General features: G+C 31.5%; 23 protein-coding genes. 3 read left to right on the plus strand and 20 right to left on the minus strand.

Annotation, left to right across the window (positions count from 1 at the left end; translation table 11 throughout):
- Nucleotides 1-210 precede the first annotated feature (210 nt).
- Nucleotides 211-660: a thioredoxin family protein gene (locus tag QE431_RS01450; RefSeq protein ID WP_307291862.1), complete on the plus strand. Its 450-nt coding sequence runs from the start codon at nt 211-213 to the stop codon at nt 658-660.
- A gap of 6 nt (nt 661-666) precedes the next feature.
- On the opposite strand, the gene QE431_RS01455 is transcribed toward QE431_RS01450, so the two are convergent.
- The 5 genes from QE431_RS01455 to surE form a co-directional block, all read right to left on the minus strand.
- Nucleotides 667-2,700, minus strand: a complete 2,034-nt coding sequence (locus QE431_RS01455; protein WP_307291863.1) for a ComEC/Rec2 family competence protein — start codon at nt 2,698-2,700, stop codon at nt 667-669.
- A gap of 51 nt (nt 2,701-2,751) precedes the next feature.
- Nucleotides 2,752-3,237 carry a C40 family peptidase gene (locus QE431_RS01460; RefSeq protein WP_307291864.1) on the minus strand — a complete coding sequence of 162 codons (486 nt, stop codon included), beginning with the start codon at nt 3,235-3,237 and terminating at the stop codon, nt 2,752-2,754.
- Nucleotides 3,238-3,247: 10 nt separating this feature from the next.
- On the minus strand, nt 3,248-4,366 hold the full coding sequence (gene lpxB, locus QE431_RS01465) for a lipid-A-disaccharide synthase (protein WP_307291867.1): 1,119 nt from the start codon (nt 4,364-4,366) through the stop codon (nt 3,248-3,250).
- Between the two features lie 66 nt (nt 4,367-4,432).
- Nucleotides 4,433-4,702 carry a hypothetical protein gene (locus QE431_RS01470; protein ID WP_307291869.1) on the minus strand — a complete coding sequence of 90 codons (270 nt, stop codon included), beginning with the start codon at nt 4,700-4,702 and terminating at the stop codon, nt 4,433-4,435.
- A complete protein-coding gene (surE, locus tag QE431_RS01475) occupies nt 4,695-5,474 on the minus strand; it encodes a 5'/3'-nucleotidase SurE (protein ID WP_057117633.1) in 780 nt (259 codons plus the stop codon). The genes QE431_RS01470 and surE overlap by 8 nt, the downstream gene beginning before the upstream one ends.
- A 213-nt stretch (nt 5,475-5,687) precedes the next feature.
- Here surE and QE431_RS01480 point away from each other — a divergent pair, with 213 nt between their 5' ends.
- Together QE431_RS01480 and QE431_RS01485 are read left to right on the plus strand one after the other, a co-directional pair.
- A complete protein-coding gene (locus tag QE431_RS01480) occupies nt 5,688-7,871 on the plus strand; it encodes a carboxy terminal-processing peptidase (protein ID WP_057117632.1) in 2,184 nt (727 codons plus the stop codon).
- 97 nt (nt 7,872-7,968) lie between these two features.
- The gene (locus tag QE431_RS01485; protein WP_307291870.1) at nt 7,969-8,754 is read left to right on the plus strand and encodes a DNA/RNA non-specific endonuclease; all 786 of its coding nucleotides are present in this window, start codon (nt 7,969-7,971) and stop codon (nt 8,752-8,754) included.
- Here the strand turns inward: QE431_RS01485 and rpe are convergent.
- The 15 genes from rpe to QE431_RS01560 all read right to left on the minus strand — a co-directional run bounded on the left by rpe (nt 8,731) and on the right by QE431_RS01560 (nt 25,893).
- Entirely contained in the window at nt 8,731-9,393 is a 663-nt protein-coding gene (gene rpe / locus QE431_RS01490; RefSeq protein ID WP_307291873.1) for a ribulose-phosphate 3-epimerase, read from the minus strand. The two genes, QE431_RS01485 and rpe, sit on opposite strands and share 24 nt — an antisense overlap.
- Before the next feature lie 325 nt (nt 9,394-9,718).
- Nucleotides 9,719-10,582, minus strand: coding sequence for an RNA polymerase sigma factor RpoD/SigA (locus QE431_RS01495; protein ID WP_007804760.1), 864 nt, complete (start codon nt 10,580-10,582; stop codon nt 9,719-9,721).
- Between the two features lie 82 nt (nt 10,583-10,664).
- Nucleotides 10,665-12,164 carry a hypothetical protein gene (locus QE431_RS01500; RefSeq protein WP_307291937.1) on the minus strand — a complete coding sequence of 500 codons (1,500 nt, stop codon included), beginning with the start codon at nt 12,162-12,164 and terminating at the stop codon, nt 10,665-10,667.
- Nucleotides 12,154-12,705, minus strand: a complete 552-nt coding sequence (locus QE431_RS01505) for an RNA polymerase sigma factor (protein ID WP_057117629.1) — start codon at nt 12,703-12,705, stop codon at nt 12,154-12,156. Before QE431_RS01505 ends, QE431_RS01500 begins: the two co-directional genes overlap by 11 nt.
- A gap of 59 nt (nt 12,706-12,764) precedes the next feature.
- Complete coding sequence (locus tag QE431_RS01510) at nt 12,765-14,084, minus strand: hypothetical protein (RefSeq protein ID WP_307291939.1); 1,320 nt, start codon at nt 14,082-14,084, stop codon at nt 12,765-12,767.
- A 135-nt stretch (nt 14,085-14,219) separates the two neighbouring features.
- Nucleotides 14,220-16,010 (minus strand): hypothetical protein, encoded by a 1,791-nt coding sequence (locus tag QE431_RS01515; RefSeq protein ID WP_307291941.1) that lies wholly within the window; start codon nt 16,008-16,010, stop codon nt 14,220-14,222.
- Nucleotides 16,011-16,025: 15 nt separating this feature from the next.
- The gene (locus QE431_RS01520) at nt 16,026-17,255 is read right to left on the minus strand and encodes a DUF4249 domain-containing protein (protein ID WP_307291943.1); all 1,230 of its coding nucleotides are present in this window, start codon (nt 17,253-17,255) and stop codon (nt 16,026-16,028) included.
- A gap of 4 nt (nt 17,256-17,259) precedes the next feature.
- Nucleotides 17,260-20,046: a TonB-dependent receptor domain-containing protein gene (locus QE431_RS01525; RefSeq protein WP_307291946.1), complete on the minus strand. Its 2,787-nt coding sequence runs from the start codon at nt 20,044-20,046 to the stop codon at nt 17,260-17,262.
- Nucleotides 20,047-20,790, minus strand: a complete 744-nt coding sequence (locus tag QE431_RS01530) for a hypothetical protein (RefSeq protein WP_307291948.1) — start codon at nt 20,788-20,790, stop codon at nt 20,047-20,049. It abuts the gene before it with no gap.
- Between the two features lie 181 nt (nt 20,791-20,971).
- Nucleotides 20,972-23,116, minus strand: a complete 2,145-nt coding sequence (locus QE431_RS01535) for a polyribonucleotide nucleotidyltransferase (protein ID WP_307291950.1) — start codon at nt 23,114-23,116, stop codon at nt 20,972-20,974.
- A gap of 176 nt (nt 23,117-23,292) precedes the next feature.
- Nucleotides 23,293-23,559 (minus strand): 30S ribosomal protein S15, encoded by a 267-nt coding sequence (rpsO, locus tag QE431_RS01540; RefSeq protein WP_057117622.1) that lies wholly within the window; start codon nt 23,557-23,559, stop codon nt 23,293-23,295.
- A 157-nt stretch (nt 23,560-23,716) separates the two neighbouring features.
- The gene (locus tag QE431_RS01545; RefSeq protein WP_307291953.1) at nt 23,717-24,250 is read right to left on the minus strand and encodes an energy transducer TonB; all 534 of its coding nucleotides are present in this window, start codon (nt 24,248-24,250) and stop codon (nt 23,717-23,719) included.
- Between the two features lie 187 nt (nt 24,251-24,437).
- Nucleotides 24,438-24,656: a hypothetical protein gene (locus QE431_RS01550; RefSeq protein WP_307291955.1), complete on the minus strand. Its 219-nt coding sequence runs from the start codon at nt 24,654-24,656 to the stop codon at nt 24,438-24,440.
- A gap of 52 nt (nt 24,657-24,708) precedes the next feature.
- Nucleotides 24,709-25,404 carry a hypothetical protein gene (locus QE431_RS01555; protein ID WP_307291956.1) on the minus strand — a complete coding sequence of 232 codons (696 nt, stop codon included), beginning with the start codon at nt 25,402-25,404 and terminating at the stop codon, nt 24,709-24,711.
- A 33-nt stretch (nt 25,405-25,437) separates the two neighbouring features.
- Nucleotides 25,438-25,893 (minus strand): GAF domain-containing protein, encoded by a 456-nt coding sequence (locus QE431_RS01560; RefSeq protein WP_307291957.1) that lies wholly within the window; start codon nt 25,891-25,893, stop codon nt 25,438-25,440.
- Nucleotides 25,894-25,946 lie beyond the last annotated feature (53 nt).

The raw sequence follows: 25,946 nt of genomic DNA on the forward strand, positions 1-25,946 counted from the left end.
TTTACAGGAAGGGATTTTTTTCAATTTCAAAAAACGTTGTAACGATTTAATTTTTTTTGATAGTGTTTTTTTAACATTTATTAAAAAAATATCGGTTTATTATCAATTTGATTTTTATGCTTAAAACTTGGTTTTTAATTCATTAAATAATTCTTTTGATTCTGTTTTTGTATTATTTTAGTTTTAAATACATAACCAAAACCAAATTTTATGCTTCAAAAACTACTTATTCTACTACTCTTTTTGGGTTCATTTTTTGCCAATGCGCAAAGTATAATTTGGAAAACAGACATTAACGATGCTGTTGCCACAAGTGCAGAAAAAAGAAAACCTTTATTGATTTTCTTTACAGGTCAAGGAGTAAATCCTCAACTTCAAAATGAAATTTTTGCTACTCGCGATTTTGAAGATTGGTCTCGTAAAAACGTTATTTTAGTAAAACTAGATCTTTCAGATCCTTCGGTTCCTGATGCAGCTAAAGAACAAAACCTTAGATTAAAAAATGCTTTTGGTATTGAAGAAATTCCGCAAGTTTGTTTTACAGAAGTTAACGTTAGAAAAGGCAAAACTAACTTCAACAAACTCGGTCTCATTTCATATATGTCGTCAGGCGTTAAGGCTTGGATTTCTGAGTCTAATTTGATTTTAAACCCAGAATAAAAAGATTTATAATTTGTAATATCCCTTTTCGTTCGTTGGATGGAAAGGGATATTTTTTTTCAGACAGCTGTTTTTCCACGATTTCTGGATAGTATTTGAATTCGAGCCATCGGCAATTATCAGTTTTGGACGAATGTTTTTCAGTACTCTGTCTAGATTTATTTTAGGGCTCTGAGTAAGAATCAAAATGTCTGGCGCTGCATTAGAAGGAAGAATTCCAGTGCTGTCAATGATTAGAATTTTAGTGTCTTTAAAGTAGAGTAAATTTTTAATCTTTTCTGTTTTGGTTAAAGCAATCGAATTACCAACGAGATACATATTTACACTTCTGCTGTTTTTATTTTTTTCGAAAGTTGTATCTCTGGTAAAAAGAACAGTGTTTTTTCCAATTCGTTCTGATATGAGTGTATTATTTTTTTCATGATAAACTATCAATTCCTTTTCGCTTTCGGTTCTGAATTTAGTGAGAATAAAAGCAAGCTGAATTAAAATTGTAGAACTAAAAACAAGTACGAGTTTAGTGTAATCTGGTTTCTTTAACCATAGAATTACATAAATAATGAAAAGGTAAAAGGTGAATAAATAATAAGAGTTAAAACTAATATCTCTTATAACAAACGAGTCAATAGAGGCAACGGCATGAATCATTAGATTTAAGAGATAAATGCTTTTTTCAAAAATGATTGTTACAAAGTAAGGCGGACTCGTAAAAATTGCAATTATCATTACCACAATTCCTGCAATCATTATAAATGACAGAACAGGAAGAATTATAATATTAGTGACAAAAAATAAACCTGGAAATTGGTGAAAATAATACAAGCACAAAGGTAAAGTACCAATTTGTGCAGCAAAGGAAACGGTTAAAGCTTCCCAGATATAAACCATCAATTTATTCTTTGGTTTGTAAATGTTTTTTAATAGTGGTTGCAGCCAAAGAATAAAAAACAAAGCCAAATAACTTAACTGAAAACCGACATCAAATAAAAAATACGGTTCAAAAAGTAATATCAATAAAATTGACACTAGTAAAGTGTGGTAAATATTACCTGTTCTTCGCAAATGATTGGCAATTGCTACAAATGAAAACATTACAACAGATCTTAAAACCGATGGAGATAAACCTGATATTATTGCAAATCCAGCTAGTGAAACTAAAATAGAAGTAAGTTTAATAAAAGAACCCTTTTTTGTGTTTGGAATTGGTTTTAAAATAAAGGTTATAAAAAGCATTATAAAACCTACGTGTAGACCTGAAACAGATAAAATGTGCGTTGCTCCAGAATATTGATAATCCTGAATAATGTCTTGTGAAATTTCTTGCTGCTGCCCTAAAATCAATGCAAGAGCGACACTCATTTCGGCTTTATTAAATTTTGCTTTTTCGAGGTTTAAAACTATTCTGGAGTGCAGTTTGGCACAATAATACCAAATGTCTTTTGTAATAGTTTTGCTGACTAGTATTTCTTTTTTTTGACAATAAATCTGTGCATAAATTTGTTTGTCGGCTAAGTATCTGCCGTAGTCAAATTGATTCGGATTTTTATTTGATTTATTTGCCTGTAAAGCCGTTTGAACCTTAATAGTATTCCCGATTATCAATCGATTTTCAGTACTGTCCTTTTGAATGTTAATTATAATTTTTCCAGAATAAATTTTATTTGAAATACTTTTAATATGACCAACATAACGATCGCTGTAATCGTTACTTTTGAGTTTTTCTCTAAGAATTATAGTTATTGACTGCGGTTTTTCGAATGCTGATTTGCAATGTGTATAATTATTTTTTTGAAGTTTCTCGGTATGACTTAAAAGTGTTACAGCCCCAATAACGAAAGAGAAGATATACACAGAAACACCAAATATGATATATTTCTTGTTGTGTTTTAGATTCCAGAAATAGCTGAAACAAAATAGTATCAAAGACAATGAAAGTGGAATCATCAGCTTTGAAACAGAAAAATGAGAATAATAGGAAGCAATAACTCCCAAAATAAAGGCAATTGTTATTTTAACTAACGGAAAATCTAATACTTTCATGCTTTAAAAGTATTAAATATTTGTAAGAAAAATAATAAAAAAATGTTTTTTTTAAGGGAGTACTCTATTAACCTGTTCGAAAGAATTTTTATAATAAGGTTCTTTGGTAGAAGAAATAATTACACCTTTTGAAGTAGAAGAATGAACAAATTTAACTTCATCTGAATTCGCTTCTGTAATTAATCCCACATGATTAATCTGTCTGCTTTTATTAGTTTTAAAGAAGATTAAATCACCTTTTTTGGCGTCATTCAGCGGAATTACTTTTCCAATTTTAGCTTGGTCGTACGAGCTTCTTGGTAGTTTTATATTTTCACTTTCGAATGTCGTGTAAACTAATCCAGAGCAGTCAAAACCGCTTTTTGTAGTTCCTCCAGCTTTGTAACGAACGCCAATATTATCAGTTGCTTTTTCAATTAAATTGTTAACCAGAGTTCTATTTTCTCTTTTAGATTCATTTTTGCTCACGGCAGTAGAAGTCGATTTACAAGAAGTAAAAGCAACACTCAAAAACAGAAAAATTATAATTCTCTTCAAAACGTGGTAATTAATTATTTTTTAAATCGGCAACTATAAGTTTGGCAGTTTTTTTACTCGCGCCAACTCCTCCAAGTTTTTGCTCTAAAATATCATAGTTTTGAAGCAGCTTAGAGCGATATTCAGGCTCTAGTAATTTTTGTAATTCTTCTTTAATTCGCTTTTTGTTGCAGTCAGCTTGAATCAATTCGGTTACAACTTCTTGATCCATAATTAAATTAACCAGCGAAATGTACTTTAAGGTAATAATACGTTTCGCGATTTGATAGGAAACTTCACTTCCTTTATAACAAACAACTTCGGGAACTTTAAAAAGTGCTGTTTCAAGAGTTGCTGTCCCAGAAGTTACCAAAGCAGCTGTTGAAGAACGCAGTAAATCGTATGTCTTGTTTGAAACAAACGCAATGTTTTTGTTCTTTAGAAACTGCTGATAGAATTCGAATTCCTGACTCGGAGCGCCCGCAATTACAAATTCGTAATCTTGAAAATCATCAACAACACTTAACATTACGCTCAGCATTTTGGTAATTTCCTGTTTACGGCTTCCAGGTAAAACAGCAATAATTGGTTTTTCACCCAAATTATTTTCTTTCCTAAACAGAGCTTCATCAAATGCAGGCTGATTCTGAATAGCATCGATTAAAGGATGTCCGACAAAATCGACTGGAAACTGATGTTTATCTTCGTAAAAACTTTTTTCAAAAGGCAAAATAACAAACATCTTATCGACATCTTGTTTGATTGCTTTAATACGGTTTTCTTTCCAAGCCCAAATTTGAGGCGAAATATAATAGTGAGTTTTATAACCTAGCTCTTTTGCCCATTTAGCAATTCGCATATTAAAACCAGGATAATCTATAAAAATAATGACATCTGGTTTAAACTCAGTAATGTCTTTTTTACAGATTTTTATATTGTTTAAAATGGTTTTTAAGTTGAAAACCACTTCTATAAAGCCCATAAAAGCTAGATCGCGGTAATGTTTTACAAGAGTTCCGCCTGCTTTCTGCATTAAGTCACCTCCCCAAAATCTAATGTCTGCTTGAGAATCTTCAGCATACAAAGCTTTCATTAAATTAGATCCGTGTAAATCTCCAGAGGCTTCACCTGCTATTATGTAATACTTCATGATGGTTTTTTTGAAAAATGCTCAAATTATAATTCAGCAATTATTGTAACAAAGCAAAGATAAGATTTAAATAACTAATGTAGAAATGGCCAATACAATCACGGCTAAAATTACGCCTCGAGCCAATAATTCTTTGTTTCTTTTTAAAAGAATTGCAAAAACGCCTAGGTCTAAAAGTGTTCCTAAAGTGATAATTTTTCCAAGATATCCCTGTTGTTTAATGATATGAATACCAGAAGAAATATCAAAATTTGTAAAGAATGTGATGAACAAATAACTTCCTAAAAGAGCGGTAAAAATTCCGATTATAAAACCGACAAGTATTTCTTTAATCATTTAATTTCCATGTATTAAGTTGTTGAATAGAGTGGTGGGCAGTCAAGTCAAATTGTACGGGAACTACAGAAATATATCCGTTTTCCAACGCCCATTCATCTGTATCTTCGCCTTGATCTTCGTTTACAAATTTGCCGGCAAGCCAGTAATAATCTTTACCAAAAGGAGTTTGTCTTTTATCAAATTTTTGGGCGTAGTATGCTTTCGCTTGACGACAAACCTTAATTCCTTTAATTTCTGTTTCTTTCAATTTCGGAAAATTGACATTTAAAACTACGCCCGGTGGCAGCTTATTAGCTAGTGTTTCTAAGGCAATTTTTTTGACAAAAGACTTAATAGGTTCAAAATCGGCATTCCAATCAAAGTCTAAGAGTGAGAAACCAATGGCTTGAATTCCTTCTATTCCAGCTTCAACCGCAGCACTCATAGTTCCCGAATAAATTACATTTATGGAAGAATTTGAACCATGGTTAATTCCCGAAACGCATAAATCTGGTTTGCGTTTTAAGATTTCATTAACTGCCAGTTTTACACAATCTACAGGGGTTCCAGAGCAGCTGTATTCTGCAATTGTGTCATCATCTTTAGAAATTTTATCGAGAAACAAAGTGTTGTTAATCGTTATAGCGTGCCCCATTGCACTTTGGGGTTTGTCTGGAGCAACGACGATTACTTCGCCGATTGTTTCCATAACACTTATAAGAGTGCGTATTCCAGGAGCTAAGATGCCGTCATCATTAGTGACCAATATTAAAGGTTTTTCGGCTTTCATTTTATGAATATTATGTGTAATTTTAACAATTGTAAGATTTTAAAAACAAATGTAACCACAGATTTATCGGGATAAGTCACAAATAATGTAAAATTTGTCAACTAAGTTAAAGAACTTTTTTGCGAATTAAACATTTTTATATCTTTAACAAAAAATTATCGTGACGTTAGCTCTCGTGGCATAGTTTTTAACGTAACTTAGATAAAAAAATTGATGAATGCTATTATAAAGTTTATGAAAAGAAATTATAAGATACTCATAGCCGTATTGTGCTTATCGCTTACATTATTTGCATTTAAGATGAATGCCGATAGAACAATCGACCCTGATCCGAATAGAGATAAAACACTTTTAGAGTTATTAGCATTTGTTATTGAGAAAGGACATTATAGTCCAGCAGAAATAAATGATGAATTCTCAAAAGGGATTTTTAAAGACTATATTGAAGCGTTAGACCCTTCAAAAAGATTTTTCCTGCAGTCGGATATTGATGAATTTAAGCAGTATGAATTAATGCTTGACGATCAGTTTTTGAATAAGGATATTACTTTTTTCAACCTAACTTACACAAGGTTGATGAAACGTATGGAAGAAAGTAAAAAACGTTACAAAACGATTTTAGCTCAGCCATTTAACTATAATGTTGATGAAACTTTTAATGCCGATTATGAGCACATTCCGTATGCGAAAAACTTAACTGAGATTAACGAAAGATGGAGAAAACAAATTAAATTATCAACTCTTTCTTCTCTTGTTACTAAACAAAAAATTGAAGAAGAAAAGAAGAAAAAAGATCCAGCTTATAAAGAAAAATCTTTTGAAACTTTAGAAAAAGAAACACGAGAAAGTTCTTTAAAATCTCTGGATGATAATTTTAGTGTTATTAAAGATTTGAATAGAGAGTACTGGTTTTCAGTTTATTTGAATTCTATTATGACTCGCTTTGATCCACATACAAGTTATTTTGCACCTGAAGAAAAAGACCGTTTTGATGTAAACATCAGTGGTAAATTAGAAGGTATTGGAGCGCGTTTGACTAAGAAAAATGATTTCACTCAAATTGATGAATTAATTTCTGGCGGACCTGCTTGGAAAGGAAAACAACTAGAAGCTGGTGATTTGATTTTAAAAGTTGCTCAAGGAAATGAGGAGCCTGTAGATGTTGTCGGAATGCGTTTGGATGATGTTGTGAAGAAAATTAAAGGCCACAAAGGAACTGAAGTTAAGCTTACAGTTAAAAAAGTGGACGGAAGTATCAAAGTAATTTCGATTATCAGAGATGTGGTTGAAATTGAAGAAACTTATGCTAAGTCTAGTATTGTAGAGAAAAATGGTTTAAAATATGGAGTAATTTACCTGCCTAAGTTTTATATCGATTTTGAAAACAAAGACGGACGTGATGCTGGAAAAGATATCGCTCTTGAAGTAGAGAGATTGAAAAAAGAAAACGTCAACGGAATTGTTTTAGACGTACGTGATGACGGTGGTGGATCTCTTTCGACAGTAGTTGATATTGCTGGTTTATTTATCGAAGAAGGACCAATTGTTCAAGTTAAATCTGCTGGTAAAAAGAAAGAAGTTTTATACGATAAAGATAAAAAAATCGAATGGGATGGTCCGTTAGTAATCATGGTGAACAGTTTTTCTGCTTCGGCTTCTGAGATTTTAGCAGCAGCGATTCAGGATTACAAACGTGGTGTAATTATCGGAAGTAAACAAACTTACGGTAAAGGAACGGTACAAAACGTATTAGATTTGAATCAATTTGTTCGTAATGCAAATTATGGAGATCTTGGAGCTTTGAAAATTACAGGACAAAAATTCTATAGAATCAATGGTGGATCTACTCAACTAGAAGGTGTTCATAGTGATGTTGTTATGCCAGATCGTTATGCTTACCTAAAAATGGGAGAGAGAGATATTGACAATGCAATGCCATGGGATAAAATTGATCCAGCTGATTACAGTACTTGGACTTCTAATGAGAATTTTAATAAAGCTATTATTAATAGTAAAAATAGAATCGCTCAAAATGCTCAATTCAAATTAATTGATGACAATGCAAAATGGATTGACGTTAAGAATAAAGAGAATACTTATAGCTTAAACATTAACAGCTTTAAAGCAACTCAAGAACAGGTAGAAAATGAAGGTAAGAAATACAAACCAATTTTAGATTACAAAAATGATTTGGTTTTTAAATCACTGCCTTACGAAGAAGTTGAAATGAATGCTGATGCTACTTTAAAAGAAAAAAGAGATGCATGGCACCAAGCTTTAGCAAAAGATGTTTATGTAGAAGAAGCATTAAATGTTTTGGATGATTTACAAGGAAAAGGTTTAGTAAAAAATAATGTTTCTCCGAAAATGAAAAAGGATAAACTAGTGAAGTCTTAAATTCGGAAGAATTTAATTTGTTTAAAAACGCTCTATAAATGTTGAATTTATGGAGCGTTTTTTTTGTAAGTTTAGCCCTTAAAAAAAAAATGTTTTTATGAAAAGTTGTATAGTTTTAGTTTTGATGAGTTTTGCATTATTATCTTGTAAAAAAAACAATATAGAGATTAATGAAAGCAAGAATGATAATGAAATAGTTTCTTTTTCAGGAAACTCAAATAGTACAGATTCTTTATACACGTTTGCTTATCTGCCCACATCAACAACAAAACAAATTGTAAAACATCAATATTATACGCTTTCGTACAATGAAAAGTTTGAACAGGCTGAATGGGTGGCGTACGAACTAAAGAAAGAATACTTAAAAAACCACGACTATAAAAGACCTTATTTTATAGAAGATCCAAAAGTAACTACTGGTTCTGCAGATTGGAGGAATTATAAAAAATCAGGTTATGATAAAGGGCATCTTTGTCCTGCGGGAGATATGGAGTTTAATAAGGATGCTTATAATGATACTTTTTACACTTCGAATATTTCTCCTCAGAAAAAAGAATTTAATGCTGGAATCTGGAATAGGCTGGAGCAGAAGACACGTTATTGGGCAGGAAAATACAATGATATTTATGTAGTAACGGGCGGAATCCTTAAAGATTCAGACAAAAAAATAGGAACAGAAAAAGTCGCTGTTCCTAAATATTTTTATAAAATTATCTTAGCCAAATCTGGAAAAGAACATAAAGCAATTGCCTTTCTAGTTCCAAACGAAGAAAGTGATAAATCTATCTATGATTTTATGGTTCCAATCGAGACAATAGAAAAAATGACTGAAATTGATTTTTTTCCGAATTTAAAAAACTTAAAAAGTAGTAAGGACTTTTAACTCGGCAATTGTTTCAATTTGATTTTCAGCTTTAAAAACAAAACTTCCAGCGACCAATACATCGGCTCCGGCTTCTACTAATTGTTTTGCATTTTTGTTGGTAACACCGCCATCAATTTCAATAAGAGTTGAAGCATTTTTACGCGTAATTAATGCTTTTAACTTTTTGACTTTGTCATAAGTGTTCTCTATAAATGATTGTCCTCCAAAACCAGGATTCACACTCATAATACAAACTACGTCAATATCGTTAATAACGTCTTCTAAGAGATCAATATTAGTATGAGGATTCATCGCTACTCCAGCTTTAATTCCTTCTGCTTTAATCGCCTGAAGCGTTCTGTGCAAGTGTGTGCAGGCTTCGTAGTGTACTGTTAATCCGTTAGCGCCTAAGTCTGCAAAAGTTTTAATGTATCGATCAGGATCGATAATCATTAAATGCACATCGATATATTTTTTAGCATGTTTTGAAATAGCTTCTAAAACTGGCATTCCGAAAGAAATATTCGGAACAAAAACTCCATCCATAATATCAATATGAAACCAATCAGCCTGACTGTTGTTTATCATTTCAATATCACGCTGTAAATTAGCAAAATCTGCCGCAAGAACTGAAGGAGCAATAAATGTATTTTTCATTTTGTTGTAGTGTGTTGTTTTTTTTACAAAGATAAAATTTTTATGCTGTGCGTGGTAATTTAACCGCAGAGTGCGCGAAGAATTTACGCAAAGTCCGCGAAGAATTATAAAGTAATTTACTAACAGTTCAAAGTTTGCAAAGCTTAGCGGACTTTGCGTTAAAAAAAGGAATAAAAAACTCCGGTAATCAGCCGGAGTTTCAATCATCAATCAAAAAACGAACAGTCAATCAAACTGTTGTTTGTGGTAAAATTCCAATTTAAAATAACCAAATTCCAAGCCAATTGTAATTTGGGATTTAAAAATATTGAAATTTAATATTGTTTTATCCTAAATAAGTTTTAAGGATTTTACTTCTTGAAGTGTGTTTCAATCTGCGGATTGCTTTTTCTTTAATTTGACGAACACGCTCACGAGTTAAGTCGAAAGTTTCTCCAATTTCTTCTAAAGTCATTGGGTGCTGGTCGCCAAGTCCAAAATACAAACGAACAACATCAGCTTCTCTTGGAGTTAATGTTTCTAATGAACGTTCGATTTCAGTACGAAGAGATTCGTGAATTAATTCTCTATCTGGATTTGGAGATTCGCCAGAACGTAATACGTCATAAAGGTTAGAATCTTCTCCTTCGACAAGAGGAGCATCCATTGATAGGTGACGTCCAGAGTTTTTCATAGACTCTTTTACGTCATTTACAGTCATGTCAAGTTCTTTAGCAATTTCCTCAGCAGAAGGCGGACGCTCGTTAGATTGCTCTAATAAAGCGTACATTTTGTTGATTTTATTGATAGAACCAATTTTGTTTAATGGCAAACGTACAATACGAGATTGTTCAGCCAAAGCTTGAAGAATCGATTGACGAATCCACCATACGGCATAAGAAATGAATTTAAAACCACGAGTTTCATCAAAACGTTGAGCCGCTTTAATTAGACCTAAGTTTCCTTCATTAATTAAATCTGGAAGAGTTAATCCTTGATTTTGATATTGTTTAGCCACCGATACTACGAAACGTAAGTTGGCTTTTGTAAGTTTTTCTAAAGCTCTTTGATCACCAGCCTTTATTCTTTGTGCTAATTCTACCTCTTCATCAGCGGTAATTAGGTCAACTTTTCCAATTTCTTGTAGATATTTATCTAACGACGCAGTTTCACGATTAGTTACCTGCTTGGTGATTTTAAGTTGTCTCATGTTGTTGTCTCCCTATTTTTTAAAGTGTACAAATGGTTATACGTAATGAGATACAAAAAAGTTACAAAATTTATATTTTTTTTTAAAATTTATAAGTTACGCCAGATTGAATAGACAAACTATATGGTTTAGGTTCTTTGTCATTTTTAAACGTCGTCAGGTAATATTTGAAAATTGGATTAAAATCTAATTGGAATTTTTCGGTTAATTTATAATTGAAACCAAGTCCTAAATTAAAAGATAAATTCATCTTATTCAAGTTTTTAGTAGAACCAATTTCTTCGTTTTTTAAATTGTTAGAAGAAAGAAATAACTGATTAGCATCTGAAAACAAGACACTAAATCCTGTAAAAGCCTCGACACCGTATGGAGTTTCATCTTTTTTGATAGCATAATTAAATTCTAAAGGAATTTCATAATATGATATTTTTTGTACCAATCGAATGTCTTCATCGTTTCCCATTACACTATAAATATCAGTATTTCTCAAAGTCATATTGTCATAATTTACTGTAGACTGGGAATTTAAATGGTTTGCTATTTTTAGATTGATTTTAGAAATACCTGCCTTAAAACCATATTTTCCATACATAGATTTAAAGTAAAATCCGTAATGAGATGTTATCGGATGGCTTTTTGAAACATCATTTAAAGACTCGTTTATTGTGGAGTTATTTGATAACGAACCAAAAATAGCTGGGCCATAGTAAATAGAAACAGAATATTCTGGTTCATTTTCCGATACTTGTTCTGGATATTCTTTTCTAATATATTCTCTTTTAGCAGTATTTTTTTTCTCTTGGTTTTGAGGAATACTGTCTTTTTTAATTGTGTTGAGACTATCTATACTTTTTGAATTTTCACTGCTTTTAGGTACATTTTTTTTACTGTTGATTTCGTCTAATTCTCCTTTTTCTATCAGTTTCTTTGATTCATAAACATTAGAAGGAATTTGTTTTTTTGAATTATTTGCCTTTCCTTTTTTGGTTTTCTTACTCTTATTTTTTGAAATCTTTTTTGGAGATGTACTATTTGATTTTTTTAAAACAGAGCCAGGTCTTTTAGAATTTGTTGTTACCATTTTATTCTTTCTTATTATGACTTTATACTTTTTCACCACTTCATATTCTTCATATTCATCTGTAGTAGCAACAAGTTTTGAGGATTGTTTTATAAGTTTTTCGTTTCGAGTTTTCTTGATTGTTGTTTTAGTTTCACTTGAATTCCCTGTTGTTTTTTGTGGATTTGGCTGACTCAACAAAATAGAATTATTAATTACATTTTTTGATTGTTTGTTTTTAAAATCTGAAGACTGTTGTTTTGCTGATTTAGCAGGTTTTATTTCAGTCTTGCTTTGTTGTGTACTTACTGGTTTTGTTTGATCTGGATTTAGTTTTGTAAATAATATAGAGCCTGCAACTCCAACCATTATTAAACTTGGAATCAGCCAGAATAAAATTCTTCTTTTTCTTTTTTTGTTTAAATCACTTTCAATTGAAGCCCATAAATTATCACTTGGACTTTTGTCCAAATATTCCAATTTATCTTTAAATAATTTACCTATTTCTCTTTTATTTTCCATGGTTTGCTTGATAATTATGGAATGACGTTTTTGAAATGATTTTTTCTTTTAGAATTAATTTTGCCCGATGTAAGTTTGATTTAGAAGTACTTTCACTTATCGATAACATTGCAGCAATTTCTTTGTGTGTATACTCATCGAGTTCATATAAATTGAAGACTAATCGATATTGATGAGGCAGTTCTTGTATTAATGATAAAAGGAAGTCGATTGGGAAATCAATTTCCTTATCATTAATAATTACTTCCTCTAGATTATCATCTTTGATGGGAGTTAGGAAAAAGGAATTTTTAAATCTGCTTATTGCTTTATTTATAAGTATCCTTTTCATCCAGCCTTCAAAACTTCCAGTTGCTTTAAAATTTTTGATGTTAGTAAATATTTCAATAAAAGCATCATGAAGCGTGTCCTCTGCTTCAGAATCATTCTGGCAATACTTTAGGCTTACCGCAAAAAGAGTTTTATAATATAAATTATAAAGTTCTTCTTGTGATTTCCTGTTTTGCTTGATGCAGCCTTTTATGATTTGGTCTAAATTCAAAAATGAAACTTGTTATATCGTTTTAATATATGAAATTGATGAGCCGCTTATTCAGAATTCTAAAAGTATCTTACAGCTCTGGCTTTGGTACTATTTTTTTCTGGAATTTTAGGAGTTGTAATTTTTTCTCCTGTTTTAAAGCTGATTGTAAATGCCGAATTTTGATCGGCTTCTGTTGAACTCCAATAATTTGAATCTGTAAAATTGCCTAAATTATTTAAATATAAGTTTTTATAGATTAATTCTAGTTCGCCATAAGATGGTAAGAACCAATCGTCATAAATGTCTTGATTAAATAATATCACATCTTTGGCGAGGAGGCTTCCGTTATTAATACTATTGCAGACCGCTGGATTTGTGTAATAATTGGCTAGAAGATCATGATAATTTATAATTTGTGCAGTATTAAAATAGCCGCTCCCTATTTCAGGATTTCTCGCTGTCGATATTGCTGAACCCGCACATCCCCATTCTGAATCTTTTAAATCATTTTTTGAAACTTCAATATAGCGCCATCCAAAACTGTATTTACCTTTGTCGTAAAAAATAATTCCTTTTGCAGGTCCTGTATCTCCTATTTTATAGTTGTTTTTTGTTTCGTATATGAGTTGTAATTTTATGTTTTTGTCTGCTATTTTAATTGTAATATTAGTGCCGTTCATTTCTACTGCTCCATCAATACTCCAATATTTTGCCGTTTCTGATTGGCCGTCTAATTTTATGTTGATATGCAGCTTATCATCTACAAATAAAAAGAACCAGTTTCCGTTGTATTCTTGATTATTGAAGTAAAAAACTAAAGTACCATCTGAATTTATCAAAAATCTACCGCTTAAATAAGTGTTTTCTATAGTTTGAGAATAAGTTACTTTCCAGTAATAATCTAATGGTCGGTCTAGTGGAGGAGAAATTAATCCGTTACAATAAGCTATAATATCTTCTCTAGTACAGTTTTTAAGTGCAATGCTTAATTCTGTATTATTGTTTACAGAATAAACCGTGTTGTCTGCTAAAGTAGTTGAGATAGGATAACTAATGCTTAAAGACTGATCTGTAGAAAGATTATCCAAAATTTTACTAAATTCTATATCGCTTAAAATATATTTTATGCCAATCGGATTTTGATTGCTATCGTAAACTTTTAAACTTAACGGGTAAATAAATTCTACACATGGAGGTGTTTCTCCTTCTTGAAGCGTTTTTTTTGATGTTGTTTTCTGCAAAGTGTTATACAATTCAGAATCTTTTTCTATCAATTTTCCAAATTCTCCAGAATCTAAATTAATGGCTTCGTGCGGATTATCTTGAAATTCAGAACATCCAAAAATAAAAAAAAGAGAAAATATAATTACCGCTGTTTTTTCCTTAAAGTTTTTCATTGTAGTGACTTTTAGCTTGGTTTTATACTATAGTCTCAATAAGTAAAAAAGGTTGCGTGAGAATTAATAAAAAAAAAACCTTGATCAAAACTAGTTTGATTAAGGTTTTTATAGGTTTATATAAAAAGAGAAATATTATTTTACTGTAATGTTTTTTGAAACATATATCGGCTGTCCGCTTTCGGTAAAGCCTTCTAAAACGACTTCAAAATCTCCTTTTATATCAGAAGTGTAAAATGATAAATTGTCTTCTTTGGTTTCTAATTTAATATTTGGTTTCCATAACAATTGATATCTGTAATCTGGAATTCTTTGTAATTTATGTCCAGCCGAATAATCGGGATTATTGTAAACTTTTTCAGGATTTGGACGCTGAATTTCCATTGTCTTTAAATATTTCTTCGCATAGTTAACGGAGAATTCGTTGTCTTTGGTTTCAAAACTAACCAAACCACCATACAAATTCGGACCATAAACGTAAGGTTCTGTAATTAAGCTTACTTTATTTACATTAGCCATATTGTAATCAAAAAGATCACTCGGATCTTGAATCAATAATCCATCAACAAGAACCAATGGCGGGCCATAAATTTCTAAATCTTTTTGTAGATTTCTAACGTGAAGCTGATATTTGCCATTATTTCTTCTGTAATAAAGTTCTATAATAACTTCAACTATATTTTCTTTTAAAGTTGGAAATCTAGTATAATCATCTAATACATATGTTTTTTCAACTGTACTAAAGAAAGGATTCATAACGGCTTCTGTAACTAAGCTGTCTTTTTTAATTTGATAATAAGCATTTTGAATTTGGCTTGCAGTAGATCTTTCTTCGATATCTTTTTTCAGGTCTGGAGACAAATTAAGCTTAGATGTGAATTGCAAAGAAGAAGTATCAAACTTTGGAAATGCATCTAAATTGATTACGAAATCATTTTGTTTATCATCCAATACCTGCAATATTGCATTTGGGAAATTCGGAAATTGATCTAATAAGAAAGCAAATTTTCCTTGAGCATTTGTTCTAACAATTTTTAATACATATTCTTTTCCAGGTAGAGATAAAGCAATCGATTTGTTGCTTACATCGCGATTTGTATTTGATGTAATGCTTCCAGTAATTAGCTCAGACCTAATTTCTGGAATATAATTAAAAGTGTTTGGCGTATTAACGTAGCTTTCGGCTGATTTTTTAGCAAATTCTGAAGCTGTAAGCTGTTTTATGGCCGGAATTTGGTCTATTTTTCGAATTGAAACAGAATAGTTGCCTTTTTCAGTTGCTTCAGTTAAAGTTTTTAATTTTAAATTGACTTTATCTCTTGTGTAATAACTTTCTTTATCAAACTCAAAATCAATTCTTTTGTCATTTCCTAAATTAGAATTTATGGTCTGAATTGCAGTAGTTTTTTTCGTTGGATCAGGAATATCAAATGTGATATTATCATTTGGTTCTTGAGTTTGAAAAGGATTTATGATGAAAATATCTATTTCATGTTTCTGAGAATTTACATTATTCAACATCCATTTGGTGTAAGCGATAACTTTATAATTTCCAGTTTTTAAGGTTGTAGGGATGAAATATTCGCCATTTCCGATTCCGTTGTCCAGATATATTTTATTTTTTTGAAGTGACTTTTTCTCGCTGTCAATAAGTTCAACATAAGCAATTTTACTTATTTGGCTCGTTTTATTATTCAACGGATTCAGACAGTATAATTTGAAGAAAAGTGTTTCTCCAGTCAAAAATGTTGTAGTGTTTGAGTGCAGAAAAATAGTTTCCTGATCTGAGATACTAGGTACGGCATTTTTGTTTTGCGAATTCTGAGAAAATACAAATGTGCCTTGAATTAACAAAGAGATCAAAAGTGTCAATTGTTTAATTCTGTCAAGAATATTAGTTTTATTATGTATAGAAAGATGTTTCATGAAATTTAAAAAGTATTAATCTATCCAAAATGGAGGAACAATATTAGATGAAAACGTTGTACAGTCACCACATGGTGGTTTTACCATTCCGTATGATGATACATAATCAGTTGAAACAAGAACTAATTCTCGAGTTCTAATTATGGAACGTAGTGCTACACCGCTACAAGGAGGATCGCCCTCACAATCTACAAAATTTCTTATATCACAGTCACTTTCATAATAAGGAGGAAGACGTTCGTTAGGAAATAAATCAACATAATTAAAGAAGATTCTATCTGATGAAACGGCTGATACTTCAAAGAAACCAATTACTTTTTCAGTAGGATTTTCTACACATTTAATATTTCCATAGAAAAAGCCTGGTTGTTTGGGTGAAAGAACACTTCCTGATGTCGATAAATCTTTTAAAGTTTTATAGTAGGTATAAGCAGCTAAATTTTGAACATATTGTTTTACAAAAATGCTATAGCGATGTGAAATGATATAGTTTTGATCGCTGATAAAGCGTACAGGGAAATGTACTCTGTCATCACTAAGGTTATTAGTACTGTTTAATATTATATCGTTTGAGTTTTTGGTAGAAAAACAAGTTTTTGTTTCACGATTTCTAGGTCTTACAACAATGTTCTCACCTGCAGGTATTTCTGGTGTGCCTTCTTCAAGATTAGGCGGAGTTGCTGGAAAAGGAACCATAACCGCTTCTCTAGAATCCCACATTGGAGCTATAATTTTATAAGTCTCGGTATATTCATAGCGATAATATTTTGAAGTATTCGTTGGGTCGTAACTGTTTACATTGATTTGTACACCTCTTTCTCCTTTAACATTCTCGACAGTTGCAGTTAAATTATCAATTTTGGTTTCAGTTGTTAAAACTTGTTCGTCAGAAGTATAATTTTTTCCAGCACTTGTTCTAATTTTCAATTGATATTTTCTTCCTGGCTCTGCTTTAAAAGGAGTAATAGATGCATATAATGTATCTTTTTCTTCAAATTGATACTCATTTCCTTGATCGTCAGAAACAGAAACATTGGCACCTTTTTCTAGTTTTGGACCAGTTTCTTCAAGCTCATATACTTGAGAAAGTCTTATAGTTTGATTTTTTAGTTCATTAGTAATTGTTCCTTCTACGACAAGAGCACTTTCAAAATCATTATTCTGAAAAACATATTGTTCAGTACAACTGCTGGCAGCAACCGCCAGAATTAAGAAAAGAGAGATTTTATATATGAAATTTTTCATGATTTTAGAACTTGAAATTGTATGTAATACTTGGAATTGGAATAGAGAAAATAGATGTTTTATAAGCTTTAATTTGTCCTTCTTTTGTAACAAAGAATACTGAATAAGGATTGTTGCGTCCCAATACATTATAAACAGATATATTCCAAAAGCTATGTGCTAACTTTTTGATTTTGTGATTTCCTTCGATGTTCAAACCAATGTCAAGTCTGAAATAATCTGGAATTCTAAATTTATTACGATCACTATATACAGTGTATTGTTCATTACCATAATCATATCTTCCAATAGGATATGTAATTGGTCTTCCTGTTTGATAGATAAAGTTACTAGAAAAACTGTAACGTTTTGTAATTCTGTAGTTTAAAACAGCGCTAAAGTCATGCGGTTTATCAAAATTAGAAGCAAAATATTTTCCGTTATTTACTTTTTCTGACTGAAACTGACTGTCTAGTTTTATTAAAGATCTCGAATAAGTATATCCAAGCCATCCGTTTAATTTGCCTACTTGTTTCTTTACTAAAACTTCTATGCCATAAGCTTTCCCTTCTCCTTGTAAAAGTTCAGTTTCAATGTTTTCATTAAGTAACAATTCGGCACCAACTTTATAATCTAAGATGTTTTTAGATTTTTTGTAATATCCTTCTAAACTAAGTTCAACATCACCATCTTTTAAATTTTTATATAAACCTAAAGAAACTTGCTGTGCACTTTCGGGCTTAACATTCAAGTCAGATAGTTTCCAAATATCGGTTGGAGACTGAGTTGTGTTATTAGACAGTAAATGAATATATTGATATATTTTATCATAACTTGCTCTCACAGAAAAGTCATCCGTCAAGAAATATCTTGCTGCAATTCTAGGCTCAAGTCCGCCGTATCTTTTAATTACCTCATTGTTGCCGTATGTTTTGGTTTCAATTACTGTAGCATCGTTAATAGGTGCATTCGGTTCGTAAATTCTTTGAGTAGATTTTCCTAAGGCAGCAAAAGTCGAGTAACGTAAACCAAAATCAAGCAAAAACTTATCACTTATTTTAAAGTTGTCAGCAATATATGCTGCAGATTCTAAACCTCGTTCTGTTTCAACATCAATTGGAATTAAAGTCGACTGCGGATTTGTTGGATTTAAATATCCTGGGTCAACAGAGTATAATTTTGTTGAAAGACCGTAACTAAATTTGTGCTTATCATTAAATAAATAAGTCATTTTTAGCATTGCCTGAGTTTCATCAATTTTATACCCAAAATCAAAATTATCTACTCCTTCAGATTGATAATCAATGTTGAATTTGTATTCACTATTAGTTACGATTAATGAACCTTTATTTTTCTCGTTAAAAGTATGATTCCATTTTAATGTAGCTAATCTGTTGCTGTATTTGTATAATGAATCTGAAGATACGCTAAATTTATCATGGCTGTAATAAAGTGTAGATTCGATATCGTTGTTAGTATTTATTTTATGATTGTATTTTAAGATGAAATCATAGAATGATGCCTGGCTGTTTTTTAACTTCTCGTCATCTAAGCTTTTTAAAATCCAATCAGAATAGGTAGCTCTTCCTCCGGCAACTAAACTTGATTTTCCTTTTACAATAGGTGTAGAAATCATTAAATTGCTGGTTACAGGACCAATACCGCCTTCTCCCTGAAATTTGTCTACATTACCGCTTTTTGAAGTAATGTCAAAAACAGATGATAATCTTCCTCCGAATTCAGCAGGAATGCTTCCTTTATAAATATCTACTTTTTTGGTTGTGTATGGATTTAGCGCTGTAAAAAAGCCAAAGAAATGTGAGGGATTATAAAGAGTTGCATGATCCAGTAAGAATAAATTCTGATCTTCTTTACCACCTCTAACATTAAAACCAGAAGATCCTTCTCCAGCCGTTTTTATTCCAGGCATTGTTAAAGCAACTTTCAAAATATCGCGTTCACCAAGAACCAAAGGTACATTTTTAATTCCTTCAGAATCAATTGTTGTTACACCAGTAATGGCAGATTTTGCGGCCTTACTTTTATTTGTTTTAATAAGGACTTCATCCAATTGGTTTACATTGTCTGTCAACGAAAAGTTTAAAGATCCGTCATTATAAACCATTATATTTTTAGTGACTTTGTTATATGAAAAACTATCGGTTTCAAGAACATTTAAACCTCCTGGAACTTGAAGGCTGTAATACCCTTTTTTATCGGTAGTAGCAGAAAATTCCGAATTAGGAACTTTTACCATAACGTTTGCAAGACCAGAATTGTTTTTTCCACCTTTTACAAATCCAGTAATAGTGTAAGTTGCTTTCTTTTTCTGATTTTTTACCTCTTTACCAATCAGAATAAGGTCTCTAACGTTTTTGTTAGGGTTTCTTGAATTTGTTTTCTTTATAGAATCATATTGCTGATAGAATATTGGGGTCGTCATCTGGCCATTTTCATCTCTTTCAAGAGGAATTCCAAAATAATCGTCAGGTAATTGACTATAAATGATACTGTTATTGGTTACGATAATTTTATTTTCAGCAATATAAAAGTTAAAGCTTGTATTCTGAAAAACATCTTCCAGAACTTCACCAACTCGAACTTCTTTATATTGCTTTGTTATTGAAACACTATCGTTTTCAAACCATTTTTCATCAAAATAGAATTTGTAATATGATACTTTCTCGATATCTTGTATAGCAGTTTTTATATTGGCATTCTTAAATTCAACGGTTATTTTGTCACTAATTACTTGAGAATAAATTATTTGTTGAAAGGCTATTAAAAATAATATAAGAGTAATTTTTTTCATTTAATTAGAACTTTTTTTTAAAAGACCATTGATTTGTTTCGTTAGATTTTCCATAAATTGATTTTTATTGGAATCTTCTAATTTCTTGTCTGTTTTATAAATACCATTTATTTCCTTTTTATAATCTGGGAAGATTTTCTTAAAATCTTTTTCGGATTCTACCTTATAGAAATAGTTTTTGTATTTAATAAAATAGTTGATTTTATAAATGTAATTGTAGTAAACAACATCGGCCTGAAGCGACTTTACCTTTTCTTTGAAATGTTTGGTATAAAGAGAAACATTATCGCCAACATATGTTTCTTCGTAAATGCCTTTTATAAGTGAAGGGAATTTAACTGATTCTTCTTTTAAGTTGACAAATTTTTTATTTTTAATAAAGAAATAATCAACCTTTTGCGTGATCAAATTTATAGGTAAATTTTCTGAAGAACCATTCTGCTTGTAAATAACTTGATCCAGCAGAATATCATATTTTAAGTTAACATTTGAGTAAATCTGACCTTCATAACTAATATCGCCAAGGTTAAACTCTTCTGTATAATATCTGTTTTTCCCAGCTAATGGGCGAAAGGGCTCACTATGAACAATTCCGTTATTAATATTTAAGTTGTCTTTTCCGACTGCTTCATCGAAATAATCGTATAATGATGATTTTTCAACAGATTGTGAATGTAAATACGAAATGTTTAAGAAGGTGCCAAATATCAAAAGATAAATAGCTTTTTTTTGATAATTTTTCAAAGGAAATGTGGTTTATTGTTTTTTGGATGATTGGCTTCAAAAGTATTAAAAAAAATGTTATAAAAATCACGCAAAAGTGTTAAAATGTAATAAAAACATTATATTATTAAATCGAAAAACCCCAATTCAGTTAATGAATTGGGGTTTTCTATGAATAAACCTTTAGTAAACTAAGATCTGATTACTCTTTTTTGTCCTCGCGTGGAGGTCTAGGAACAAGTGCTTTTTTAGACACTTTTTCTTTTTTAGTTTTTGGATCAACTCCTAAGTATTTTACTTGGAAAACATCTCCCATTTTAACTACGTCAGCAACGTTTTCAGTGCGTTCCCAAGCAAGTTCAGATACGTGAAGTAATACTTCGTTTCCTGGTGCAGCAGTATATTCTACTACAGCTCCAAAGTCAAGCATTTTGATAACTTTTACTTCGTAAGCTTCTCCTAATTGTGGTTTGAAAGTAATAGAAGCAATTTTTGCTAATACGGTTTCAATACCAGCAGGATCTGTACCTAAGATTTCGATAACACCTTGCTCATCAACCTCATTAATAACGATAGTTGTTCCAGTAGCTTTTTGTAATTCTTGAATTACTTTTCCACCAGGTCCAATTAATGCTCCAATAAAGTTTCCAGGAATAGTTCTTGTGATGATTTTTGGCGCATGTGCTTTAACGTCAGCTCTTGGAGCTGCAATAGTTTCAGTTAATTTACCTAAAATGTGCATACGTCCGTCACGAGCTTGGTTAAGAGCTTGTTCCATAATGTCATAACGTAATCCATCAATTTTGATGTCCATTTGACAAGCTGTAATACCATCAGCAGTTCCAGTTACTTTAAAGTCCATATCTCCTAAGTGATCTTCATCACCTAAAATATCAGACAAAACAGCAAATTTCTCACCATCAGTAATCAATCCCATAGCAATTCCAGAAACTGGTTTTACCATTTGAACTCCAGCATCCATAAGAGCCATTGTTCCAGCACAAACTGTTGCCATAGAAGAAGAACCATTAGATTCTAAAACTTCAGAAACAATACGAATTGTATAAGGACAATCTGCAGGAATCATGTTTTTTAATGCTCTTTGAGCTAAATTACCGTGACCAACTTCTCTTCTTGAAGTTCCTCTTAATGGTTTTGCTTCACCAGTAGAGAAAGGAGGGAAGTTATAGTGTAAGTAGAATTTCTCTTCACCTTGTTCAGATGGAGAATCGATTTGGTTTGCTTCTCTAGAAGTTCCTAAAGTTACAGTTGCCAAAGCTTGAGTTTCTCCACGTGTAAATAAAGAAGATCCGTGAACTCTTGGTAAATAATCAGTTTCACACCAGATTGGTCTGATTTCTGTAGTTTTTCTTCCGTCTAAACGAATTCCTTTTTCAAGGATAACATTACGAACAGCTTCTTTGTTTGTTTTGTAGAAATATTTCCCTACTAAACCAGCTAAATCTGGATTTTCAGCATATTCTTCTTCTGTAAACAAAGCTTTAGCCTCTTCTTTTACAGCTGCAAATTTCTCACCTCTTTCACTTTTTCCAGAAGCTTCTTGTGCAATTGTATAGCATTTATCGTAAGCAGCAGCTTTTACTTTTGCGTAAACAGCTTCGTCTTCGATTTCACCTTCGTAAGTTCTGTATTCTGGAGAACCAATTGCAGCTCTTAATTTTTGTTGAGCAACAATTTGAACTTTAATAGCTTCGTGAGCAAATTTGATAGCTTCTACCATTTCTGCTTCTGAGATTTCTTTCATCTCACCTTCAACCATTGCAACAGAGTCCATAGAAGCTCCAATCATCATATCGATGTCAGATTTTTCTAATTCTTCTCTACTAGGGTTGATAACGAATTTCCCGTCAATACGTGCAACACGTACTTCAGAAATTAAGTTATAAAAAGGAATATCTGAAACTGCTAATGCTGCAGATGCTGCTAAACCAGCTAATGCATCTGGCATAACTTCTTCGTCATGAGACATTAATTGAATCATAACTTGTGTTTCAGCGTGGTAGTCATCTGGGAAAAGCGGACGTAAAACACGGTCAACTAATCTCATTGTTAATACTTCGCTGTCGCTTGGACGTGCTTCTCTTTTGAAGAAACCTCCTGGGAAACGACCTGCTGCAGCAAATTTTTCGCGGTAATCTACCGTTAATGGTAAAAAGTCAACGCCTGGGTTAGAAGTGCGAGCTGAAACTGCTGTTGCAAGAATCATTGTGTCGCCCATTCTTACTACTACAGAACCATCAGCTTGTTTAGCTAAACGTCCTGTCTCGATTGTGATGCTTCTGCCATCACCTAAATCGATTTTTTCTACAAATAATTGTGGAATCATAAATTTTTTCCTTTTGATTATACAATGGGTTTTAGTTGTGTTGTAGTGTTGTTGTGTGTAGTTGTTGTTATCTAAAACCCAATGAAAAACCAAACTTTTTTTCTTGTAATATGCTTGTAAGCAGTTGTAATTGTAAAAACAAAAAGAGGCACTTTCGCACCTCTTTTATATATTGATTATTTTCTGATATTCAATACTTTGATAATCTCACGATATCTGTTGATCTCTTTCTTTTTCAAGTAATCCAACAAAGCTCTTCTTTTACCTACTAATAGTACAAGAGAACGCTCAGTGTTGTAATCGTGACGATTTTTTTTCAAGTGTTCAGTTAAGTGAGCAATTCTGTAAGTGAACAATGCAATTTGACCTTCTGCGCTTCCAGTGTTTGTTGCACCACCGTGTTGTGCGAAAATCTCTTCTTTCTTTTCTTTAGTTAAATACATTCCAATATTATTTAATGATTTTTATGTATGTCATACATCTTTTGTAAGACGGTGCAAAATTAGATTAAAAAAACAGAAAAATCAAAAAAAAATACAAGAATCTAAAAATAGAATATTGATTTTTGTTTTTTGAGTAATTTGCTACCTTGTCATTTTACTAATTTGTTACTGTTATAGGTATCGAATACTGCACTCTAACGGGTACGCCTCTTTGTTGTCCTGAATTCCAGTTTTCATAGCTGGTAATAACTCTGATTAATTCTTCATCCAGTCCGTATCCTAATGATTTTAAGATTTTTGGCTCAACAATTTTTCCGTCTTTTGCAATTATAAATTGTACGATTATTTTCCCAGCTACTTTATTATTTACAGCTTCTTTTGTTTTTACAAAATTATCCCCAATGAATTTATAAAAATCGTTGACTCCTTTTTTGGGTAATGGTCTTACCTCTAAAACATCGTATTTACGTTCAACTCCTAAAGAATCGGTGCTTTTACCAGAGATAAACCTTCCTTTCTTGTAAATATCGATATAACTATAATTTAGTTTTTTATTAGTTCCGGTCCAGATTTCATCTTTGTAGCCGTTTTTTATTTTTCCTTTGACAATAAGCTCTTTGTCATTTTCATCATAATTCCCATTTCCATTAACAACTAAATGCTCGTTTTTAGAATTCCAATAATTATCCATTCTAAAATCAGAGCTTAGTGTTTTTTCATCTTGAAAATATTCTCCTTCTAACTTTGGATTTCCATTTTCGTACCATTCTTTGAAGCTGCCTTTTAGTCTTCCTTTAAAGTAATTTTCTTCTCTTTTTCTATTTCCATTATCATAGTAGTAGACAAATTTACCTTCTTTGGAAAATCCATCTTTTGTCTTAGATATTCCCTTCCATTTTTAATATACCAGATTTATAATAATCTTTAATTTGATATAAATCTTTTTCTGTATGATAGTCTTTTATAATTCTGTAAGAACTGTGATTTTCTTTTGAAGCGTCTTTTCCAATCGAATCAAAATAGATGATTTTATCTGATGTGTTTTGCGAAAAAATAAGCATTGGAAGCAATCCTAGAAGATAAAAAATTTTTCTCATAAATATTTTTTGTAGTAAAAATAGTGTTTTGAGAATTACTCTATCAAGAAAATTATTTTGATTTAAGATTTTTTTTCGGATTTTGTTTTTCAGTTAAAGATGAATAAGATGTTTTTACATTGTTTTCATCAACACTTATTCCCGAAATTAAAATTCCCCGATCATAATTGTCGACAAAAGTCGTTTTGTGCAATAGGTCGTTTCCTTGCCAAGAACCTTGTTTTAGTCCATCTTTAATAGTTCCTTTTTGTGATACAAACTTATCTGTTTCTTCATATTCTCCATTTCCATCAGTCACAGTTTGACTTTTATCTTCTTCCCAGCAATTAAGAATTAAAGTTTGAGATTTCTTTGTTTTCGGATCCCAGATATTTTGTTTCTCAGATTTTTTACTTTGGTTTTCGTACCAATTAATTTCCTTGCCATTTTTGTGGTCGTCAGTATAATTAACAACAGCTTCCTTGGCTCCGTTTTTGTAATAGTAAATAAACTCTCCGTCTTTTTTTAGAACATCACGGTCTAAAGTAGCGCCAGTCATCTTCTTTCGTCCATTTTTATAGAAATCAGTTACGACATATCGCATGCTTTTTTGCGAATAATTGGTAATTACTCTCGTATAGCTGTAATTGTCGGGTGTGCATTCCTGATTTAACGAGTCTAAAAAGATTTTTTTTGAGACCATGCTAATTTGTGCAGACAGACTAACTGAAATTATCAGAAGCAAAAAAAGGAATATGTTTCTTTTCATTCAGTTCTATTTTTTATACTAAAAATAGTCCTTCTAGAATAGTTTAGCAACTTCCTGATTAACAAATTCTAAAAATCTTTCGTCAGCCTCTGTAAACGGATCAATAACATGACTGTCAATATCAATTTGACCAATATTTACTCCATTCACAAATAACGGAACTACTATTTCAGATTTCACTGTAAAACTGCATGCAATATAATTATCCTGTGCTTTAACGTCTGGCACTACAAAATTAGCATTACTTTCTGCTACTTGTCCGCAAATTCCTTTTCCAAAAGGTATAACAGTATGGTCTGTTTCTGCTCCAACATACGGACCTAGATGCAAAGTTTTCACTTCGTGATTGGCAAAATAAAAACCAACCCAGTTGTAATATTCTATATTTTCATTTAAAAGCTTGCAGATTGCTAATAATTTCTCGTCTCTATTTGCTTCATTGCCAGTAACAATGGCGGTTATTTGTGGTTCTAATTCTTGAAATGTCATGATGTAAAATTTTATACAAAAGTATTTAAAGCTGAACTCAAAAAATACATAAA

The organism is Flavobacterium sp. SORGH_AS_0622 (genome assembly GCF_030818825.1).
Lineage (GTDB): Bacteria > Bacteroidota > Bacteroidia > Flavobacteriales > Flavobacteriaceae > Flavobacterium.

What these genes read in the sequence shown, in the direction of transcription:
- QE431_RS01535 (WP_307291950.1), bottom strand. Translation starts at nt 23,116, where the DNA reads ATGATTCCACAATTATTTGTAGAAAAAATCGATTTAGGTGATGGCAGA.
- QE431_RS01510 (WP_307291939.1), bottom strand. Translation starts at nt 14,084, where the DNA reads ATGAAAAACTTTAAGGAAAAAACAGCGGTAATTATATTTTCTCTTTTT.
- QE431_RS01515 (WP_307291941.1), bottom strand. Translation starts at nt 16,010, where the DNA reads ATGAAACATCTTTCTATACATAATAAAACTAATATTCTTGACAGAATT.
- QE431_RS01470 (WP_307291869.1), bottom strand. Translation starts at nt 4,702, where the DNA reads ATGATTAAAGAAATACTTGTCGGTTTTATAATCGGAATTTTTACCGCT.
- rpsO (WP_057117622.1), bottom strand. Translation starts at nt 23,559, where the DNA reads ATGTATTTAACTAAAGAAAAGAAAGAAGAGATTTTCGCACAACACGGT.
- QE431_RS01545 (WP_307291953.1), bottom strand. Translation starts at nt 24,250, where the DNA reads ATGGATAATTATTGGAATTCTAAAAACGAGCATTTAGTTGTTAATGGA.
- QE431_RS01550 (WP_307291955.1), bottom strand. Translation starts at nt 24,656, where the DNA reads ATGAGAAAAATTTTTTATCTTCTAGGATTGCTTCCAATGCTTATTTTT.
- QE431_RS01500 (WP_307291937.1), bottom strand. Translation starts at nt 12,164, where the DNA reads ATGGAAAATAAAAGAGAAATAGGTAAATTATTTAAAGATAAATTGGAA.
- QE431_RS01555 (WP_307291956.1), bottom strand. Translation starts at nt 25,404, where the DNA reads ATGAAAAGAAACATATTCCTTTTTTTGCTTCTGATAATTTCAGTTAGT.
- surE (WP_057117633.1), bottom strand. Translation starts at nt 5,474, where the DNA reads ATGAAAGCCGAAAAACCTTTAATATTGGTCACTAATGATGACGGCATC.
- lpxB (WP_307291867.1), bottom strand. Translation starts at nt 4,366, where the DNA reads ATGAAGTATTACATAATAGCAGGTGAAGCCTCTGGAGATTTACACGGA.
- QE431_RS01455 (WP_307291863.1), bottom strand. Translation starts at nt 2,700, where the DNA reads ATGAAAGTATTAGATTTTCCGTTAGTTAAAATAACAATTGCCTTTATT.
- QE431_RS01495 (WP_007804760.1), bottom strand. Translation starts at nt 10,582, where the DNA reads ATGAGACAACTTAAAATCACCAAGCAGGTAACTAATCGTGAAACTGCG.
- QE431_RS01525 (WP_307291946.1), bottom strand. Translation starts at nt 20,046, where the DNA reads ATGAAAAAAATTACTCTTATATTATTTTTAATAGCCTTTCAACAAATA.
- QE431_RS01485 (WP_307291870.1), top strand. Translation starts at nt 7,969, where the DNA reads ATGAAAAGTTGTATAGTTTTAGTTTTGATGAGTTTTGCATTATTATCT.
- QE431_RS01560 (WP_307291957.1), bottom strand. Translation starts at nt 25,893, where the DNA reads ATGACATTTCAAGAATTAGAACCACAAATAACCGCCATTGTTACTGGC.
- QE431_RS01450 (WP_307291862.1), top strand. Translation starts at nt 211, where the DNA reads ATGCTTCAAAAACTACTTATTCTACTACTCTTTTTGGGTTCATTTTTT.
- rpe (WP_307291873.1), bottom strand. Translation starts at nt 9,393, where the DNA reads ATGAAAAATACATTTATTGCTCCTTCAGTTCTTGCGGCAGATTTTGCT.
- QE431_RS01480 (WP_057117632.1), top strand. Translation starts at nt 5,688, where the DNA reads ATGAATGCTATTATAAAGTTTATGAAAAGAAATTATAAGATACTCATA.
- QE431_RS01520 (WP_307291943.1), bottom strand. Translation starts at nt 17,255, where the DNA reads ATGAAAAATTTCATATATAAAATCTCTCTTTTCTTAATTCTGGCGGTT.